Annotated in this window: 16 protein-coding genes; 8 read left to right on the forward strand and 8 right to left on the reverse strand. The window is 71.5% G+C overall.

What is annotated here, in order from left to right; all coding sequences use genetic code 11:
* Positions 1-2: 2 nt before the first annotated feature.
* The 4 genes from ABZ939_RS05975 (at position 3) to ABZ939_RS05990 (ending at position 5862) form a co-directional block, all read left to right on the forward strand.
* Entirely contained in the window at positions 3-1262 is a 1260-nt protein-coding gene (locus tag ABZ939_RS05975; RefSeq protein ID WP_361849750.1) for a bifunctional glycosyltransferase family 2/GtrA family protein, read from the forward strand.
* Complete coding sequence (locus ABZ939_RS05980; RefSeq protein ID WP_361849752.1) at positions 1259-3442, forward strand: glycosyltransferase family 39 protein; 2184 nt, start codon at positions 1259-1261, stop codon at positions 3440-3442. The genes ABZ939_RS05975 and ABZ939_RS05980 overlap by 4 nt, the downstream gene beginning before the upstream one ends.
* 77 nt (positions 3443-3519) lie before the next feature.
* Complete coding sequence (locus ABZ939_RS05985; RefSeq protein WP_361849754.1) at positions 3520-5043, forward strand: MFS transporter; 1524 nt, start codon at positions 3520-3522, stop codon at positions 5041-5043.
* 42 nt (positions 5044-5085) lie between these two features.
* A complete protein-coding gene (locus tag ABZ939_RS05990) occupies positions 5086-5862 on the forward strand; it encodes a TetR/AcrR family transcriptional regulator C-terminal domain-containing protein (RefSeq protein ID WP_361849991.1) in 777 nt (258 codons plus the stop codon).
* Positions 5863-5909: 47 nt separating this feature from the next.
* Here the strand turns inward: ABZ939_RS05990 and ABZ939_RS05995 are convergent, their stop codons facing one another.
* The 3 genes from ABZ939_RS05995 to ABZ939_RS06005 form a co-directional block, all read right to left on the reverse strand.
* Positions 5910-6713 carry a YceI family protein gene (locus ABZ939_RS05995; RefSeq protein WP_361849756.1) on the reverse strand — a complete coding sequence of 268 codons (804 nt, stop codon included), beginning with the start codon at positions 6711-6713 and terminating at the stop codon, positions 5910-5912.
* A 101-nt stretch (positions 6714-6814) separates the two neighbouring features.
* Positions 6815-9229, reverse strand: a complete 2415-nt coding sequence (locus ABZ939_RS06000) for an MFS transporter (RefSeq protein WP_361849758.1) — start codon at positions 9227-9229, stop codon at positions 6815-6817.
* 15 nt (positions 9230-9244) lie between these two features.
* Positions 9245-9688: a MarR family transcriptional regulator gene (locus ABZ939_RS06005; RefSeq protein ID WP_361849760.1), complete on the reverse strand. Its 444-nt coding sequence runs from the start codon at positions 9686-9688 to the stop codon at positions 9245-9247.
* Between the two features lie 276 nt (positions 9689-9964).
* Here ABZ939_RS06005 and ABZ939_RS06010 point away from each other — a divergent pair, with 276 nt between their 5' ends.
* Positions 9965-10195, forward strand: a complete 231-nt coding sequence (locus tag ABZ939_RS06010; protein WP_361849762.1) for a hypothetical protein — start codon at positions 9965-9967, stop codon at positions 10193-10195.
* A 1223-nt stretch (positions 10196-11418) separates the two neighbouring features.
* Complete coding sequence (locus ABZ939_RS06015) at positions 11419-11757, forward strand: DoxX family protein (RefSeq protein WP_361849764.1); 339 nt, start codon at positions 11419-11421, stop codon at positions 11755-11757.
* A gap of 15 nt (positions 11758-11772) precedes the next feature.
* Here the strand turns inward: ABZ939_RS06015 and ABZ939_RS06020 are convergent, their stop codons facing one another.
* The 3 genes from ABZ939_RS06020 to ABZ939_RS06030 are packed head-to-tail and all read right to left on the reverse strand — an operon-like array spanning position 11773 to position 13179.
* Complete coding sequence (locus ABZ939_RS06020; protein WP_361849766.1) at positions 11773-12156, reverse strand: hypothetical protein; 384 nt, start codon at positions 12154-12156, stop codon at positions 11773-11775.
* Between the two features lie 2 nt (positions 12157-12158).
* The gene (locus tag ABZ939_RS06025; protein WP_361849768.1) at positions 12159-12269 is read right to left on the reverse strand and encodes a DUF397 domain-containing protein; all 111 of its coding nucleotides are present in this window, start codon (positions 12267-12269) and stop codon (positions 12159-12161) included.
* Positions 12232-13179 (reverse strand): helix-turn-helix transcriptional regulator, encoded by a 948-nt coding sequence (locus ABZ939_RS06030; RefSeq protein ID WP_361849770.1) that lies wholly within the window; start codon positions 13177-13179, stop codon positions 12232-12234. The genes ABZ939_RS06025 and ABZ939_RS06030 overlap by 38 nt, the downstream gene beginning before the upstream one ends.
* A gap of 126 nt (positions 13180-13305) precedes the next feature.
* On the opposite strand from ABZ939_RS06030, the gene ABZ939_RS06035 reads away from it, so the two are divergent.
* A complete protein-coding gene (locus ABZ939_RS06035) occupies positions 13306-13689 on the forward strand; it encodes a hypothetical protein (RefSeq protein WP_361849772.1) in 384 nt (127 codons plus the stop codon).
* Between the two features lie 55 nt (positions 13690-13744).
* On the opposite strand, the gene ABZ939_RS06040 is transcribed toward ABZ939_RS06035, so the two are convergent.
* Entirely contained in the window at positions 13745-14023 is a 279-nt protein-coding gene (locus ABZ939_RS06040) for a hypothetical protein (RefSeq protein WP_361849774.1), read from the reverse strand.
* 70 nt (positions 14024-14093) lie between these two features.
* Here ABZ939_RS06040 and ABZ939_RS06045 point away from each other — a divergent pair, with 70 nt between their 5' ends.
* Complete coding sequence (locus ABZ939_RS06045; RefSeq protein ID WP_361849776.1) at positions 14094-14432, forward strand: hypothetical protein; 339 nt, start codon at positions 14094-14096, stop codon at positions 14430-14432.
* 193 nt (positions 14433-14625) lie between these two features.
* Here ABZ939_RS06045 and ABZ939_RS06050 read toward each other — a convergent pair whose 3' ends face one another.
* The gene (locus ABZ939_RS06050) at positions 14626-15528 is read right to left on the reverse strand and encodes an RNA polymerase sigma factor SigF (RefSeq protein ID WP_361849778.1); all 903 of its coding nucleotides are present in this window, start codon (positions 15526-15528) and stop codon (positions 14626-14628) included.
* Positions 15529-15589: the final 61 nt, after the last annotated feature.

Consider the following 15589-nt stretch of genomic DNA (forward strand, 5'->3'; position numbering starts at 1 on the left):
CCATGCGAACCCAAACGATCGCGGGCGCCCTCCCCGCCCGGGAGCATCTGCCGGTGGGCATGGCCGGGCGGCCCGTCCTCGATGTGGTGATTCCCGTCTACAACGAGGAGAAGGACCTGGAGCCGTGCGTCCTGCGGCTCCACGACCACCTCTCCCGCACCTTCCCGTACGGCTTCCGCATCACGGTCGCCGACAACGCCTCCACCGACCGGACCCCCGAGGTGGCCGCGACCCTCGCCGGGTCGCTGCCCGAGGTGCGCTCGGTACGGCTGGAGCAGAAAGGGCGGGGGCGGGCGCTGCGTGCCGTCTGGTCGCACTCGGACGCGCCCGTCCTCGCCTACATGGACGTGGATCTGTCCACCGATCTGAACGCCCTGCTGCCGCTCGTGGCACCGCTCATCTCCGGCCACTCCGATCTGGCGATCGGCTCCCGGCTCGCCCGCTCCTCGCGCGTCGTGCGCGGGCCGAAGCGGGAGTTCATCTCGCGGGCGTACAACCTGATCCTGCGGGGCTCGCTCGCCGCCCGGTTCTCCGACGCGCAGTGCGGGTTCAAGGCGATACGCGGGGAGGTCGCGCAGCGTCTGCTGCCGATGGTCGAGGACACCGGCTGGTTCTTCGACACCGAGATGCTCGTGCTCGCCGAGCGGGCCGGGCTGCGCATCCACGAGGTGCCCGTCGACTGGGTCGACGATCCCGACTCCACCGTCCACCTCGTGCGGACGGCCACTGACGACCTGAAGGGCGTCTGGCGGGTGGGGCGGGCGCTCGCCACCGGCTCGCTGCCGCTCGACCGGCTCGCCCGGCCCTTCGGCGACGACCCCCGGGACCGTGAACTCGCGGGAGTGCCGCGCGGGTTGGCCCGGCAGCTGGTCGGCTTCTGTGTCGTGGGCGCGCTGTCCACGCTGTTCTACGTGGCGCTGTACTCGGCGTTCCGGCTCGGCATCGGCTCCCAACTCGCCAACGCGACCGCCCTTTTGGTGTCCGCCGTCGCCAACACCGCCGCCAACCGGCGGCTCACGTTCGGCGTGCGGGGCCGGGACCGGGCCGTCCGCCATCAGGCGCAGGGGCTCGTCGTCTTCGGCATCGGCCTCGCCCTGACCAGCGGCTCGCTCGCCGCGCTCGGCGCGGCCACCGGCGATCCCGCCCACTCCACCGAACTCGCCGTGCTGATCGTGGCGAACCTCGCCGCGACCGTCGTGCGCTTCCTCCTCTTCCGGCTCTGGGTCTTCCCGGACACCTCCCTCTCAAGGAACACCCGATGACCACCACCTACGACCTGCCTTCCGCGCCGGGCGCGCCGGCGGCCCATGCCGCGCCGCCCGGCCGTCTCACCCGCCTCTGGCGCGGGCGGGCCGAGGACGCGCCCTGGGTGCGCCCCGCGTTCCTCGCCCTCCTCCTTGCCACCGCCCTGCTCTACCTCTGGAACCTGAGCGCCTCCGGTTACGCCAACTCCTTCTACTCCGCCGCCGTCCAGGCCGGCAGCGAGAGCTGGAAGGCGTTCTTCTTCGGCTCGCTCGACGCGGCGAACGCCATCACCGTCGACAAGCCGCCGGCTGCGCTCTGGCCGATGGCGCTGTCCGTGCGGCTCTTCGGGCTCGGGTCATGGCAGATCCTGCTGCCCGAGGTGCTGATGGGGGTGGCGACCGTCGCCGTCCTCTACGGTGCGGTGCGGCGCCGGTTCGGCGCGGGAGCCGGGCTGCTCGCGGGCGTGGTGCTCGCGCTCACCCCGGTCGCCGCGCTGATGTTCCGCTTCAACAACCCGGACGCGCTGCTGGCCCTGCTGATGACGGTCGCCGTGTACTGCGTCCTGCGGGCGCTCGAGCAGGGTGCGACGAAGTGGCTGGTGTGGGCGGGCGTCGCCTTCGGTCTCGCCTTCCTCGCCAAGACGCTCCAGGCGTTCCTGATCCTGCCGCCGCTCGCGCTCGTGTACGCGGTGTGCGCACCGGCCGGGTTCGGCCGCCGGATCGGCCAACTGGCCCTCGGCGGGCTCGCGATGATCGTCTCCGCCGGATGGTGGGTGGCCGTCGTCGAACTGTGGCCGGCGTCCTCCCGCCCGTACATCGGCGGCTCGCAGAACAACAGCTTCCTGGAGCTCACCTTCGGCTACAACGGTCTGGGCCGGATCAACGGCAACGAGACCGGAAGCGTCGGCGGCGGGGGCCGCGGTGGCGGAGGCCAGGGCGGCGGCTGGGGCGAGACGGGCGTCGGGCGGATGTTCAACGACGCCGTCGGCGGTCAGATCTCCTGGCTGCTCCCGGCCGCGCTGATCCTGCTGGTGGCCGGCCTGGTGATCACCTGGCGTGCGGCGCGCACGGACACGGCCAGGTCCGCGTTCCTGGTCTGGGGTGGTTCGCTGCTGATGACCGTGGGCGTGTTCAGCTTCATGGCCGGCATCTTCCACGAGTACTACACGGTGGCCCTGGCCCCGTACGTCGCGGCGCTCGTCGGCATGGGCGCGAGCGTCCTGTGGGAGGAGCGCTCGCGGTTCCTGGCCTCCGCGGCGCTCGCGGTGACGGTCGCGGGGACGGCGGTGTGGGGGTACGTCCTGCTCGGCCGGACACCGGACTGGATGCCCTGGCTGCGCTGGGCGGTCCTGATCGCGGGCTCGGCCGCCGCGCTCGGGCTGCTGCTCGCCGGACGCCTCGACCGGCGGATCGGGCTCGGGATCGCGGGGCTCGGGATCGCGGCGGGGCTCGCGGGACCGTTCGCGTACACGCTGGAGACGCTGGGCACCGGCCACCAGGGGTCGATCGTGACGGCGGGTCCGGCGGGCGGCGCGATGGGCGGCCCCGGCGGCGGGCGCGGCGGGCCGCGCGCGATGTACGGGATGCCCGACGGCGGCCAGGCGGGCGGCGGCCCCGGCGGTCAGGGCGGCCAGATGCCGGGCGGCCAGGGCGGCCAGGGTGGCCAGGGGGGTCAGGCCCCCGGCGGTCAGGGCGGTCAGATGCCTGGAGGCCAGGGTGGCCAGATGCCCGGTGGTGCTCCCGGCGGTACGCCGCCCCTGGGCACGGCACCTCAGGGCAACGCGCCTCAGGGCACCGGTCGTCCGGGCATGGAGGGTGGCGGTGGCGGCGGCATGGGCGGTCTGCTCAACGGCGCGACCGTAGGTTCCAGGACCAAGGCCGCCCTCCTCGAGGGCGCCGACGACTACACCTGGGTCGCGGCGGCCATCGGCGCGCAGAACGCGGCCAGTTATCAGCTCGCCACCGGAAAGCCGGTGATGGCGATCGGTGGCTTCAACGGCAGCGACCCGTCCCCGACCCTCGCCCAGTTCAAGCAGTACGTGGCCGAGGGGAAGATCCACTACTTCGTCGGCGGTGGTGGTGGCGGTGGCGGCGGCGGAATGGGTGGCAACTCGGAGATCTCCGCGTGGGTCACGGCCACCTTCGAGCAGGTCACCGTCGACGGCACCACGCTGTACGACCTGACGCAGAAGAAGTAATCGCTATACAGCGTAAGAGAGAGCCTTGTACGGTGTACGAGACCTAGTCCCGTACACCGTACAAGGAGTGCTGTCCCATGACGGCGACGACCGCCGCGAACGAACCCACCGCCGGGAAGGCCACCCCCGGCGGACATCCGCAGCGCTGGCTGATCCTCGGCGTCATCTGCCTCGCCCAGCTCACCGTGCTGCTCGACAACACCGTCCTGAGCGTCGCGATCCCCTCACTCACCTCCGAACTCCACGCGTCCACCACCGACATCCAGTGGATGATCAACGCGTACTCGCTCGTCCAGTCCGGCCTGCTGCTCACCGCGGGCAACGCCGCCGACCGCTACGGCCGCAAGAAGCTCCTCGCCGTCGGACTCGCGCTCTTCGGCCTCGGCTCCCTCGCCGCCGGACTCGCCGACTCCACCGCGCAGCTGATCGCGGCCCGGGCCGGCATGGGCGTCGGTGGCGCGCTGCTCATGACCACCACCCTCGCCGTCGTCATGCAGATCTTCGACGACTCCGAGCGGGTCAAGGCCATCGCGCTCTGGTCCACCGTCAGCTCGCTCGGCTTCGCCGCAGGACCGCTCATCGGCGGCGTGATCCTGAACCACTTCTGGTGGGGAATGATCTTCCTCATCAACATCCCGGTGGCGCTGATCGGCCTGGTCGCCGTCCTCAAGCTCGTACCGGAGTCCAAGAACCCGCAGGGCGAGCGCCCCGACCTGCTCGGCGCGCTGCTCTCCACGATCGGTATGACCGCCGTCGTGTACGCGATCATCACCGGCCCCGAGCACGGCTGGACCTCCGCCGAGGTGCTGGTCCCGGCCGCCATCGGTGCCCTCGTCCTCGGCGCCTTCGCTCTCTGGGAGCTGCGCACCCCGTACCCGATGCTCGACATGCACTTCTTCCGCAACCAGAAGTTCATCGGCGCCATCGGCGGCTCGCTCCTGGTCGTGTTCGGCATGGGCGGCTCGCTCTTCCTGCTCACCCAGCACCTGCAGTTCGTCCTCGGCTACGAGCCGCTGGAGGCGGGTCTCCGGATGGCGCCCCTCGCGCTGACGATCGTGGGCCTCAACCTGACCGGTGTCGGCCCGAAGCTGGTCATGAAGATCGGCACCCCGGCGGCCGTCGTCCTGGGCATGACCCTGGTCGCCGGCGGTCTCACCTCGATCGCGGTCCTCGGCGGCGGTACGGACGGCAGCTACTGGGGCATGCTCCTCGGCCTCGTCCTGATGGGCGGCGGCATCGCCGTCTCCTCCCCGGCCATGGCCAACGCGATCATGAGCGCGATCCCGCCGGAGAAGGCGGGCGTGGGCGCCGGCATCAACGGCACCCTCGCCGAGTTCGGCAACGGCCTCGGTGTCGCCGTCCTCGGCGCCGTGCTCAACGCCCGGTTCGCCGCGCTCGTCACCGTCACCGCGACCTCGCTGCCCGCGGCCCTCGCGGCGGCCGGAAGCGACGCCGAACGGGCGGAGATCTCCGACGCCTTCGCCTCCGGACTCCAGACCAGCCAGCTGGTCGGCGCGATCGCCGTCTTCGCGGGCGGCCTGCTCGCGGCGGCGCTGCTGCGGAGGGCGGAGCGGTCCGAGAAGAAGGCAGCGGCTGCATAGCATGGTGACGGACCGCGACAGGTGAGCTCACGGAGGAACGCGATGGTCAAGGCCGCCGACCGGGCCAAGAACCCGGCGGGTTCCAGCGTGTGGCTCGAACAGCGGACCCCGCGCAGCGGAGGCGGCCCGGCCGGCCTCGACCGCGACCGGATCGTGACGACCTCGATCCGGATGCTGGACGAGGACGGCCTGGCCGGCCTCTCGATGCGCAAGCTGGCGACGGAGCTGGGCGTCACGGCGATGTCGCTGTACTGGTACGTGGACACCAAGGACGACATCATCGAGTACGCCGTCGACTCCGTGTACGGGGAGATCGACCTCGACGCGGTCGACGCCGCCGGGGGGTGGCAGGACCGGGTCCGGGTGCTCGCCCTGGACTACCGGCGGATGCTGGTGCGCCACCCGTGGATGTCGCCGTGCGCGGGCCAGTACCTGAACATCGGTCCGAACGCGATCGCCGTGGGCACGAAGATCCAGGACGCTGTCAGGGACACCGGCCTGCCGCTGCACCGGCAGCCGAGCGCGATGTCGGCGGTCTTCCAGTTCGTGTACGGCTACGGGACGATCGAGGCGCAATTCGAGCGCCGGGCTACCGAGGCGGGCATGTCGCAGGACGACTTCTACGGTGAGTCGATCAAGGCCTTCCGCGACGATCCGCAGTTCGTCGAGGTGCTCGAACCGATGGCGGAGATCCTCGACGAACGGGCCTCGCACGGCAGCGTCAGCGACATCTGGGACCGCGACTTCGACTACGCCCTGGAGGTGCTGGTCGCCGGCATCGAGGTCATGGTCGCGCGCGAGGCGGGCGACCTCTCCTGACGTCGCGCGTGCGGGCGGGCGACCTCTCCTGATGTCGCGGGGAGGCCTCAGTCCTCCCGTACCGCCTGGATGTCCAGGGTCACCCGCAGCGTCGCGCCGATCGCCGCGATGCCCGCCGACACCACCTGGTTGTAGTTCATCGCGAAGTCCTCGCGCCGCAGTTCGGCCTCCGCGCGGAACGCCGCCCGCACCCCGCCCCACGGATCGGCGCCCGTGCCCAGGTAGGTGAGATCCAGGGGCACGTCCCGCGTGACGCCCCGCAGGGACAGCTCGCCCTCCACGGTCCACCGGTCCGGGCCCGCCGCCTTCAGCGCCCAGCTGCGGTACGTGATCTCCGGGAAGCGGTCGACGTCCAGGAAGTCCTCGGACCTCAGGTGCTTGTCCCGCAGGCCGTTGCCCGTGTCGACGGACCCGGCCGCGATCACCGCCTCCACCCGTGACGCCAGGACGTCCGGCGCGATCTCGACCCGGCCGGTGAACTCCGTGAACCGGCCGTGGACGCTGGAGATCCCCAGGTGCTGGGCCACCGCCCCCACCGACGAGTGCGCCGCGTCCAGAGTCCACGTGCCCGGCGGCGGCAGCTCCGTACCGCCCGAGCGGGCCAGCACGACCGTCCCCACCTCCGCCCGCCCGGCGCCGCCCACCAGGGCCGTGCGCGCGTCCGGCGCGTAGCCGAGCGCGGTCACCACCACCGTGTACGGGCCCGGAGCCAGCGCGGCCTCCGCCCGGACGACTCCGTCCCCGTCCGCCGCCGCCCGCAGGACCTGTCCGCCCGATCCGTCCGTCACGGTCACCACCGCGTGTTGGACCGGCCACCCGTCGCGGGTCCGTACCTGTGCGTGCAGTCCCATCCGTACCCTCACTCTTCCAAGAACAACGGGGCGGCAGGCCGTCCCCTGCCTGCCGCCCCGGACCCGGTCGCGCCTCCGCTCGAAGCGCGGCCGGGGGTCGGTCACTCGCCCGGGTGGGCGAGTTCGATGTCGTGGCCGTCGACCCCGGCGCCGGTCACGGTCAGCCGTCCCGCCACCGGCGGATAGCCGGTCGCGATGAGCGTGTACTCGCCGGTGTCCAGGTCCGCGAAGGCGTACGCGCCCTCCGCGTCCGTCGTCGCCGACGCCTTCACGTTCCCGGCGGCGTCGACCAGGGTCACCCGCGCGTCCGCCAGCGGACGGTGGTCGAGACCCGCGCGGACCGTCCCGTGGACGACCGCCCCGGCCGCGAGGGCCACGTCGAGCCGGGTCACGCCCTGGCCGCCGATCTCGACGGGCAGCGCCTGCGGGCGGTGACCGGCCGCGGTGACCGCGACCGTGACCGCGCCCGGCACCAGCTCGCCGAAGGCGAAGCCGCCGTCCGCGCCGGACTTCCCGGTGGCCAGCACCTCGCCCCGTACATCCGTGATCACGACCATCGCGCCGTCCACGGGCGCGCCGCCGTCCGCGGCGGTCACCGAGCCGGTCAGCCCGCTGGTGCCGGTCAGGAGCACGTCGTGGGCGAGCGGACCGTCGGTCACGACGACCGTCGACGCCTGCGGCTGGAAGCCGTCGGCGGAGGCGATGAGTACGTACGATCCGGCGCCCGGGGCGTCGAAGGCGTACCGGCCCTCGCCGCCGACGACCGCGCGGCCGAGCTGCTGCCCGCCGAGCGAGATCAGGGTGAGCGTCGCACCGGCGACGTCCGTGCCCTCGGCCGTACGGACCGTGCCGCTGATGGTGAGGCCGGTGGAGACGGCGACGGCCGCCTTGGTGGCCGGCTGCTCAGCCGTCACGGGGGTCGCGTCCGTCGCATCGACCGCGTCGGCCGAGTCACTCGAACTGCTCTTCAGGGCGACCTCCTTGATGAACAGCGTCACCAGGAAGGCGAGCAGCGCGAACGGCGCCGAGTAGAGGAAGACGTCGGCGACACCGTGGCCGTAGGCGTCCTCCATGACGGTACGGATCGGCGCCGGCAGCTTGTCCATGTCCGGGATTCCGCCGCCCGAACCGCCGCCGCTCATGCCCGCGGCCTTCGGGCCGAGCGCGGCCATGCCGTCCTGGACGTAGTTCGTGACCCGGTGGGCCAGCACCGCGCCGAGCGCCGAGACGCCGATCGCGCCGCCGAGCGAGCGGAAGAAGGTGACGACGGAGGAGGCGGAGCCGAGGTCGGCCGGGGCCACCTGGTTCTGCGTGCACAGCACCAGGTTCTGCATCATCATGCCGAGGCCGAGACCCATCACGCCCATGAAGAGCGCGATGTGCCAGTACTCCGTGTCGTAGCGGATCGTGCCGAGCAGACCCAGCCCGCCGGTCGTCAGCGCACCGCCACTGACCAGCCAGGCCTTCCACTTGCCGGTCTTGGTGATGACCATGCCGGAGACGGTCGACGAGACGAACAGGCCCGCGATCATCGGGATGGTGAGGACACCGGACATGGTCGGCGACTCGTTGCGGGCCAGCTGGAAGTACTGGCTGAAGAAGACCGTGCCCGCGAACATCGCGACGCCCACGAAGAGCGAGGCGACCGAGGCCAGGGTGATGGTGCGGTTACGGAAGAGGCGCAGCGGGATGATCGGCTCGTCGGCCTTCGACTCGACGAACACGAAGAGCGCGCCGAGGACGACGGAGCCGCCGACCATGGCGGCCGTCTGCCAGGACATCCAGTCGTACTTGTCGCCCGCGAACGTCACCCAGAGCAGGAGGAGGGAGACCGCGGCGCTGATGACGAAGGCACCGGCCCAGTCGACCTTGACCTTGCGCCTCACGACGGGGAGCTTCAGGGTCTTCTGCAGGACGAGGAGCGCGATCAGCGCGAAGGGCACGCCGACGTAGAAGCACCAGCGCCAGCCGAGCCAGTCGGTGTCGGTGATGACACCGCCGAGCAGCGGTCCGCCGACGGTGGCGACGGCGAAGGTGGCGCCGAGGTAGCCGCTGTACCGGCCGCGCTCACGCGGGGCGATCATGGCGGCCAGGATGATCTGGGAGAGGGCGGTCAGACCGCCGACCCCGATGCCCTGGACGACGCGGCAGGCGATGAGCATGCCGGTGTTCTGGGAGAGACCGGCGACGACCGACCCGGCGACGTAGATGACCAGAGCTATCTGGACCAGCAGCTTCTTGGAGAAGAGGTCCGCGAGCTTGCCCCACAGGGGGGTGGTCGCGGTCATCGACAGAAGAGCGGCCGTGACGACCCAGGTGTAGGCGGACTGGCCGCCCCCGAGGTCGGTGATGATCTGCGGGAGGGCGTTGGAGACGATCGTCGAGGACAGGATGGCGACGAACATGCCGAGCAGCAGCCCGGAGAGCGCCTCCATGATCTGCCGGTGCGTCATGGGCGCCCCGGCGGGGGCGTGGCCGCCCGCCTCCTTCGGCGGGGCAGGGGTGGTCGTGGCCATGAACTTCCTTTGCTTCTACGCGTGGTGGGCCCGACAGTCCCCGAAGGAGTCGCGGAGGCGGGCGAGCAGGGTGGTGAGCAGTTCGACGTCTTCGTCGGACCAGTCCGCGAGGTTGCGGGTGAGCATGGCGGTCAGCCGGCGGTCGAGCTCGGCGAGCTTCTCCCTGCCCTCGGCGGTGAGGTGCAGGATGCGGGACCGCCGGTCGGCCGGGTCGGGCAGCCGCTCGACCCAGCCGCGGTCGACGACGTGGGAGACGTGCCGGCTGCTGACCGACATGTCGACGCCCATCCGCTCCGAGAGCCGGCTCATCCGCATGTCCCCGTCCTGCTTGAGCAGGGCGAGGACGATGGCCGAGCCGCCGGGGCAGTCGGCGGGGAGGGAGCGGGCCATGCCGCGTTTGACCGCGCCGATGGCGCTCACCTGACGGGCGAGGTTCTCGTACCGGTTCGGCTTGTCCACTGTGACCCCATGACCCCGATGACCCGATGCATCTTGTTGCTTAGGGCAACCATAGAGATGGATGGTTGCTTCAGGCAAACTAAATCGGTCAAACGGCGCTAAAGAATCGGCAAAGGGGGCGGTGGGGTGGGAGCGCGGGAGGGTGGGGAGGGGAGTAGGGGCGGTGAGGAAGCGGTGGGGAGGGGAGTGGGGCCGTGCGGGGGATCGGTGCCGGAACGGGCTCGGGCGGGGCCGGGGCTTGGGGCCTGAACCCGGGGTTCGCTAGGGTCCTGGCTCATGGCACACAACCCCCAAGCTCCGTACGGTCAGGGCCCCGGCTCCGAGGGCAACTACGACCCCGCCGGCAGCACCCAGATGTTCCGCGCCTTCGTCGACGAGGGCGCCCCGCAGGGCGGCGGCCGCCAGGCGGCGGCACCCCAGTCCTCCGGCCCCCGGGTGGGCCTCATCGTCGGCGTGATCGCCGCGATCGTGGTCCTGGCGGCAGTGGCCTGGCTGGCCCTGGGCTGAGGGGGCCTGGGCTGGGCGCGGCCTGGGCTGACGGGAGCCTGGGCTGACGGGGTCTGGCCGTGCGCCTGGCCCTCGTGGGCTTCGGGTTTCCGGGGCGGTCGGGGGCATGGCCCCTGTGGGCTTCTGGGTCGGCCGCCCTCGCTCCGAGTGTGGCGCCCGTCCCCGGGCCGTCAAGGGCGCTCCTACGTCGCGTCGGCTCCGCCGATTCCGCTGCGCTCCACCCTTGACCGCCCGAGGACGGGCGCCTTTTCACACTCGGAGGGCGGCCGGGGGGCGTGGCCACGCGTCCAGCCCGGGGGCGGTGCGGCTCTGCTTGGCGCCTGCGGGCGTGGGGTGGGGTTGCGCGGCAGTTGAATGGGGCGGCCCGGCACCGGCTCAGCGTCCGACGGCGGGTGGGCAGCCGGGCCTCATGCCCCGCTGGTCATTCTCGGTGGGTGGAATTCCCCCTTACCGGCCCGCCGGGACGGAAAGGGCGGAGTTGCCGCCTGGAGCGACACTAAGTCCGCCGAGTTCGCTCAGCAGGACCCGAAAGAGCCTCGTGAGCCCCGATCCGGGGAAGTTACCGCGAGTAGGGCGCAGTTATGCACACACCGACAGCCGGGAATCCGCCCGCAGGGACACCTGACCCCCGCGACCCCGCAAACTCTGAGCCCGGCTCCTCCCGGGCATTGCCGCTCCGATCCCGGAAGCTGCACGCTCTCCAGCTCACACGCGCCCGCCCCAGCCCTCGGCTCCCTTCAGGTTTAGGGGGCAATTCCACCCCCCACCGGGCAGTGACCAGCGGGGCATGAGGCCCGGCCGCCCACCGGCCGTCGGACGCTGAGCGCCGCCGGGCCGCCCCATTCAACTGCCGCGCAGTCCCACCCACGCGGCCGCACGCGCCGATCCCTGCCCGGCCATGAACCGTGCTCCCGCGTGGCCACGCCCCCCGGCCGCCCTCCGAGTGTGAAAAGGCGGGTGGAGCCGGACGGTCAAGGGTGGCCGGAGGCCATCGCGCAGCGACGCGACGAAGGAGCGCCCTTGAGGGGCCGGTGGAGCCCGCCACACTCGGAGCGAGGGCGGCCGAGCCAGAAGCTCGCCAGGGCGTTCGGCCCGTGGGCCCCGAGCGACGGAAAGCCCCCGAAGAAAAGGCGCCCGACCTGTCACACGTGTGCGGCGCGCTCCGTCAGTGGGGTGTGCGAGCGAGAAACGCTCGCAGCCATCCGAACCGAGGAGCGTTCCCGATGTCCACCACCTACATCGTCGTCACCGCCGTCGCCGCGTTCATGGTCGGCTTCTCGGCCCTCTCGATCTTCATCAAGGCCCCGTGGGTCGTCGAGCCGCTGACCGAGTACGGCGTCCCCCGCAGCTGGTGGACCTGGCTCGGACTCGCCAAGGCAGCCGGCGCGGCGGGCCTTGTGGTGGGCCTGTGGGTCCCGGCGATCGGCCTGGCGGCCGGGATCGGCATCGTCCTCTACTTCGCCGGAGCCGTCATCACCGTGATCCGCGCCCGCTCGTACCCGCACGTCGCCTGGCCGCTGATGTACGTGGCCCCGGTCGTCGCCGCCCTGCTCCTCGCCTGAGCCCGAGGTGCCCGACTACGGCTCGATCCAGCGCCGCAACGCGTCGATCGTGGTCTCCGGCGATGTGTTGAAGCAGAGCCGGATGCCGGGCACGGCCTCGGTGAGGACGTTCACGAGCCGCTCGAACAGCAGGGTGTGCTCGGGAATCATGCGCACGCCACCACCGATCATCGCCAGTCCGAACGACCCGTTCTTCAGCTGCTCCCGCACCGCGGCCTCGGCGCCGTCCGGGGAGGGCTCGACGAGGCAGGTCACGACATCGAACCCCGCCTCGTGCAGCGCGGCGTTCCCGGCCTCGATCCGTGCGGTGAGCGACACCTCGTCGACGCCGTCGGGCAGCGTGCTGTAGTCGAGGGAGCGGGGGTGCAGCCCGATGGAGAGGACCTTCGTGCTCTCCATGATCAGAGGGCGCTCACGAAGGAGTCCCACGCCGCACGCTCGAAGACGAGGGCGGGCCCGTCCGGAACCTTGCTGTCACGCACGGGGACGAGGCCGGGGAATCCGGGGGCCACCTCGACGCAATCGCCGCCGTTGGCGCCGCTGTAGCTGCTCTTCACCCAGGTCGGTGCAGTCAGATCGTGCTTCTGCATGGTGCCCGTACCCTTCCATCATGTCGCTGATCAGAGCGGCAGATTCGCGGGCCGACAGCGAGTCCGCCCTGAGCACATCATAGGTCTGGGCGTGCCGCGTATAGAGGGTCGGATCATCGCTGAGATGGCCACGGTCGAGCGATTCCGAGTAGACCCATTGCTGCCCGCCTGGCAGGTGGATCAGAGACATCGAGGCGTCGGGACGATCGATGCCGGGCCGGTCGGACGGAGCGATCTGGACGCGGATGTTCCCTAGTTGACCAACAGTCAGCAGATACGCGCACTGGTCGCGCATCACGCTCGCACCCCCCACGACGTTGCGCAGGCAGCTCTCGTCCAGAACCGCGATGTACAGCGGACCGTCAGGGTCGAGGAAGCGCTGCTGGCGGCTCAGCCTCGCCCGAACACGCTCGTTCACCTCATCGGCGGCCCTGAGGCGACGGGCGAACAGAGCGTTCGCGTACTCCGGCGTCTGCAACAGGCCGGGCATCACCTGCGTTTGGTACGCACGTACTGCCACCGCCTCGGCATCCATCCGAGCCCGGCGCTCGAACCAATCCGGGTGCTCCACCTGCGGATACCAGTCGATCCGCCCCCACAGCCGCAGTAACACCCCTCCCGTCCCCAGCAGTTCGTCGCACGCCTTCGCGAACGTGTCCTGCGGGACCCGCGTCCCCGCCTCCACCCGGGCCACGTGCGAGCGGTCGCACGGGATCTGGCGTGCCAGGCCGTCCTGGGTGAGGCCGGCCGACTCCCGGTAGTGCTTGAGCAGTTCGCCGAAGACGCCCGCCGTCGTGGCGGCCGTACCCCCGGTGGCGTTGCGTCGGCTCACTCCGTCCCCCTCATGTCCCTCGTGACAGTGGGCCAGTGGCACGCGATCAGCGTTGTGGCCGGTCTTCCCATTGAGCAACGCTTGGGGCACAGAGAGTAGTCGCCCGATCGGGTGAGGAGCTGAGGAATGGCAGGGCACATGGAATGCGGGGGGTTCGTCTACGACCCCGCCGCCCGCAAGGTCGGCGAGTACCGGGGCAACGCGGGGCCCTACGCGATGCTCCGCCCCGTCGGCGGCGGGCGGGAGTGGCAGGCGGATCCCGAGCGGGTCCGCCCGGCCACGGCGGCCGAGCGGCTGAGCGCGGGGGTGCGGGCCGCCAATGAGCGGGCCGGCGCGGCGTACGAGCTGAGTCGGCCGCCCGTCCCCGTACCCGACTGTGCGGAGTGTGCCGAGCTGGCCGAGCAGCGGACCGCCGCCCGGCTGCGGTTCGACTGGAGCGCGGAGACGGACGCGAACGTGCTGCTGAGGCGGCATCTGGGGGAGCGACATGGTGGCCCGCCGGACCGGTGAAGACGACTGCGTGAGGTCGCCGAGCTGCTGCTGTCGGTGTTCGACGGAGCCGGGGTCACTTCCAGGTCGCGGTGACCTTCTGGGTGTCGACGTGCATGCCCAGCGGCACCCGCCAGGAGTCCACGCAGACCGTATACGTCTGGGTCTTCGCCGTTCCGGGCGCGATGGGCGCGGGCAGGGGCTGGGCCGACTCGATCGTCGCCCAGTCGATGCCGAGCGCGCCGATGATGTGGGTGGCGAAGGTGACGGTGCCCGAAGTGGCCGCTGTGCCTCCGGTGTTGCGGAACGTCGTGGTAACCCGCTCGCACCACCGCTTGTCCGTGTCCGCGAGCACGGGAGCGGAGAGGGCGAGCGTGGCGGGGGTGCCGGGAGTGCTGGGCGCGGGGGAAGGAGGCGGCGCCGGTGTGGTCGTACCCGGGGGCGGCGCGGTCGCGGTGCGCGGCGGGGGTGTGCCGGGCGTCGTACCGGGGCGCGAGGTCCCAGGGGTCGTACCCGTACCCGTGCCCCTGCCCGTACCCGTGTCCGTACCCGTACCCGCGCCCGCGCCCGAGTCCGTCCCCGTACCGCTGCCGGGCGGTGCCGGGGTCGCGCCCGGGGTCGTACCGGGTGGTCGTGGTGACGGCGACGACGTGCTGGAGGTCGTGCCGCTCGCAGACGGGCTGCCGTCCAGTGGGATCAGCGTGACCGATCCCGACGGCCGCACTGCGTCCTTCGGGGTGGAGCCCGCGCCGACCGCCGCGTAGCCCTCGCCCTCTCCTCCGCCGCACGCGGTCAGCGCCCCACCGAGGCAGAGCGCGACCACTGTCAGAAGTGACCTCTGTCGCCGCATGGCGCCAGTCTTGCTGACGAGTCGTCAGTTTGGAACGGGAACAGCGAACTTCGCCGGTGAACCTCAGCTGGAGAATCTCAGTGGCTGAACCTCAGCCGGCGAACCTCTCAGTCGGCGATCAGGCCCTGCCGCAGCTGCGCCAGCGTCCGCGTGAGCAGGCGCGAGACGTGCATCTGCGAGATGCCGACCTCCTCGCCGATCTGCGACTGCGTCATGTTGGCGAAGAACCGCAGCATGATGATCTGCCGCTCCCGGGGTGGGAGTTTGGCCAGCAGGGGCTTCAGGGACTCGCGGTACTCGACCCCCTCCAGGGCCGTGTCCTCGTACCCGAGCCGGTCCGCCAGGGAGCCCTCGCCGCCGTCGTCCTCCGGGGAGGGCGAGTCGAGCGAGGAGGCGGTGTACGCGTTGCCGACGGCCAGGCCGTCGACGACGTCCTCCTCCGACACCCCGAGCACCGCGGCGAGTTCGGGAACGGTCGGGGAGCGGTCCAGCTTCTGGGCGAGCTCGTCGCTCGCCTTGGTCAGCGCGAGGCGCAGCTCCTGGAGCCGGCGCGGGACGCGCACGGACCACGAGGTGTCGCGGAAGAAGCGCTTGATCTCTCCGACGACCGTGGGCATCGCGAACGTCGGGAACTCCACGCCGCGTTCGCAGTCGAAGCGGTCGATCGCCTTGATCAGGCCGATGGTGCCGACCTGGACGATGTCCTCCATCGGCTCGTTGCGGGAGCGGAACCGGGCGGCCGCGTACCGAACGAGCGGCAGGTTGAGCTCGATCAGGGTGTCGCGGACGTACGTCCGCTCCGGGCTGTCCGCGGCGGCGCCTGCGTCGTCCAGGGCGCGCAGCCGGAGGAAGAGGGAGCGGGAGAGCGTGCGGGTGTCGATGGCTTCCGGCGTGACAACAAGCGGCGCGGCGGGCTCGGCACTCTCAGCCGTCGGCTGGACCGGCATCGGTACCGGCGTCTGCGCGGGCGTGAGCGTAAGCACCTTCGAGCTGCCCTGTTCTGCGGACATGCCACCCCCTTGAGGTCGCGGACGGTCGCGGCGGCCACGACCATCGGAGGAACGCAGCCTC

It is taken from the genome of Streptomyces sp. NPDC046712 (genome assembly GCF_040645695.1).
In the GTDB taxonomy this organism is placed as follows: domain Bacteria; phylum Actinomycetota; class Actinomycetes; order Streptomycetales; family Streptomycetaceae; genus Streptomyces.

Bases quoted from the DNA above. Each gene is read 5' to 3' on its own strand.
- ABZ939_RS05975 (WP_361849750.1), top strand. From the start codon at position 3: ATGCGAACCCAAACGATCGCGGGCGCCCTCCCCGCCCGGGAGCATCTG.
- ABZ939_RS05980 (WP_361849752.1), top strand. From the start codon at position 1,259: ATGACCACCACCTACGACCTGCCTTCCGCGCCGGGCGCGCCGGCGGCC.
- ABZ939_RS05985 (WP_361849754.1), top strand. From the start codon at position 3,520: ATGACGGCGACGACCGCCGCGAACGAACCCACCGCCGGGAAGGCCACC.
- ABZ939_RS05990 (WP_361849991.1), top strand. From the start codon at position 5,086: ATGGTCAAGGCCGCCGACCGGGCCAAGAACCCGGCGGGTTCCAGCGTG.
- ABZ939_RS05995 (WP_361849756.1), bottom strand. From the start codon at position 6,713: ATGGGACTGCACGCACAGGTACGGACCCGCGACGGGTGGCCGGTCCAA.
- ABZ939_RS06000 (WP_361849758.1), bottom strand. From the start codon at position 9,229: ATGGCCACGACCACCCCTGCCCCGCCGAAGGAGGCGGGCGGCCACGCC.
- ABZ939_RS06010 (WP_361849762.1), top strand. From the start codon at position 9,965: ATGGCACACAACCCCCAAGCTCCGTACGGTCAGGGCCCCGGCTCCGAG.
- ABZ939_RS06015 (WP_361849764.1), top strand. From the start codon at position 11,419: ATGTCCACCACCTACATCGTCGTCACCGCCGTCGCCGCGTTCATGGTC.
- ABZ939_RS06020 (WP_361849766.1), bottom strand. From the start codon at position 12,156: ATGGAGAGCACGAAGGTCCTCTCCATCGGGCTGCACCCCCGCTCCCTC.
- ABZ939_RS06035 (WP_361849772.1), top strand. From the start codon at position 13,306: ATGGCAGGGCACATGGAATGCGGGGGGTTCGTCTACGACCCCGCCGCC.
- ABZ939_RS06050 (WP_361849778.1), bottom strand. From the start codon at position 15,528: ATGTCCGCAGAACAGGGCAGCTCGAAGGTGCTTACGCTCACGCCCGCG.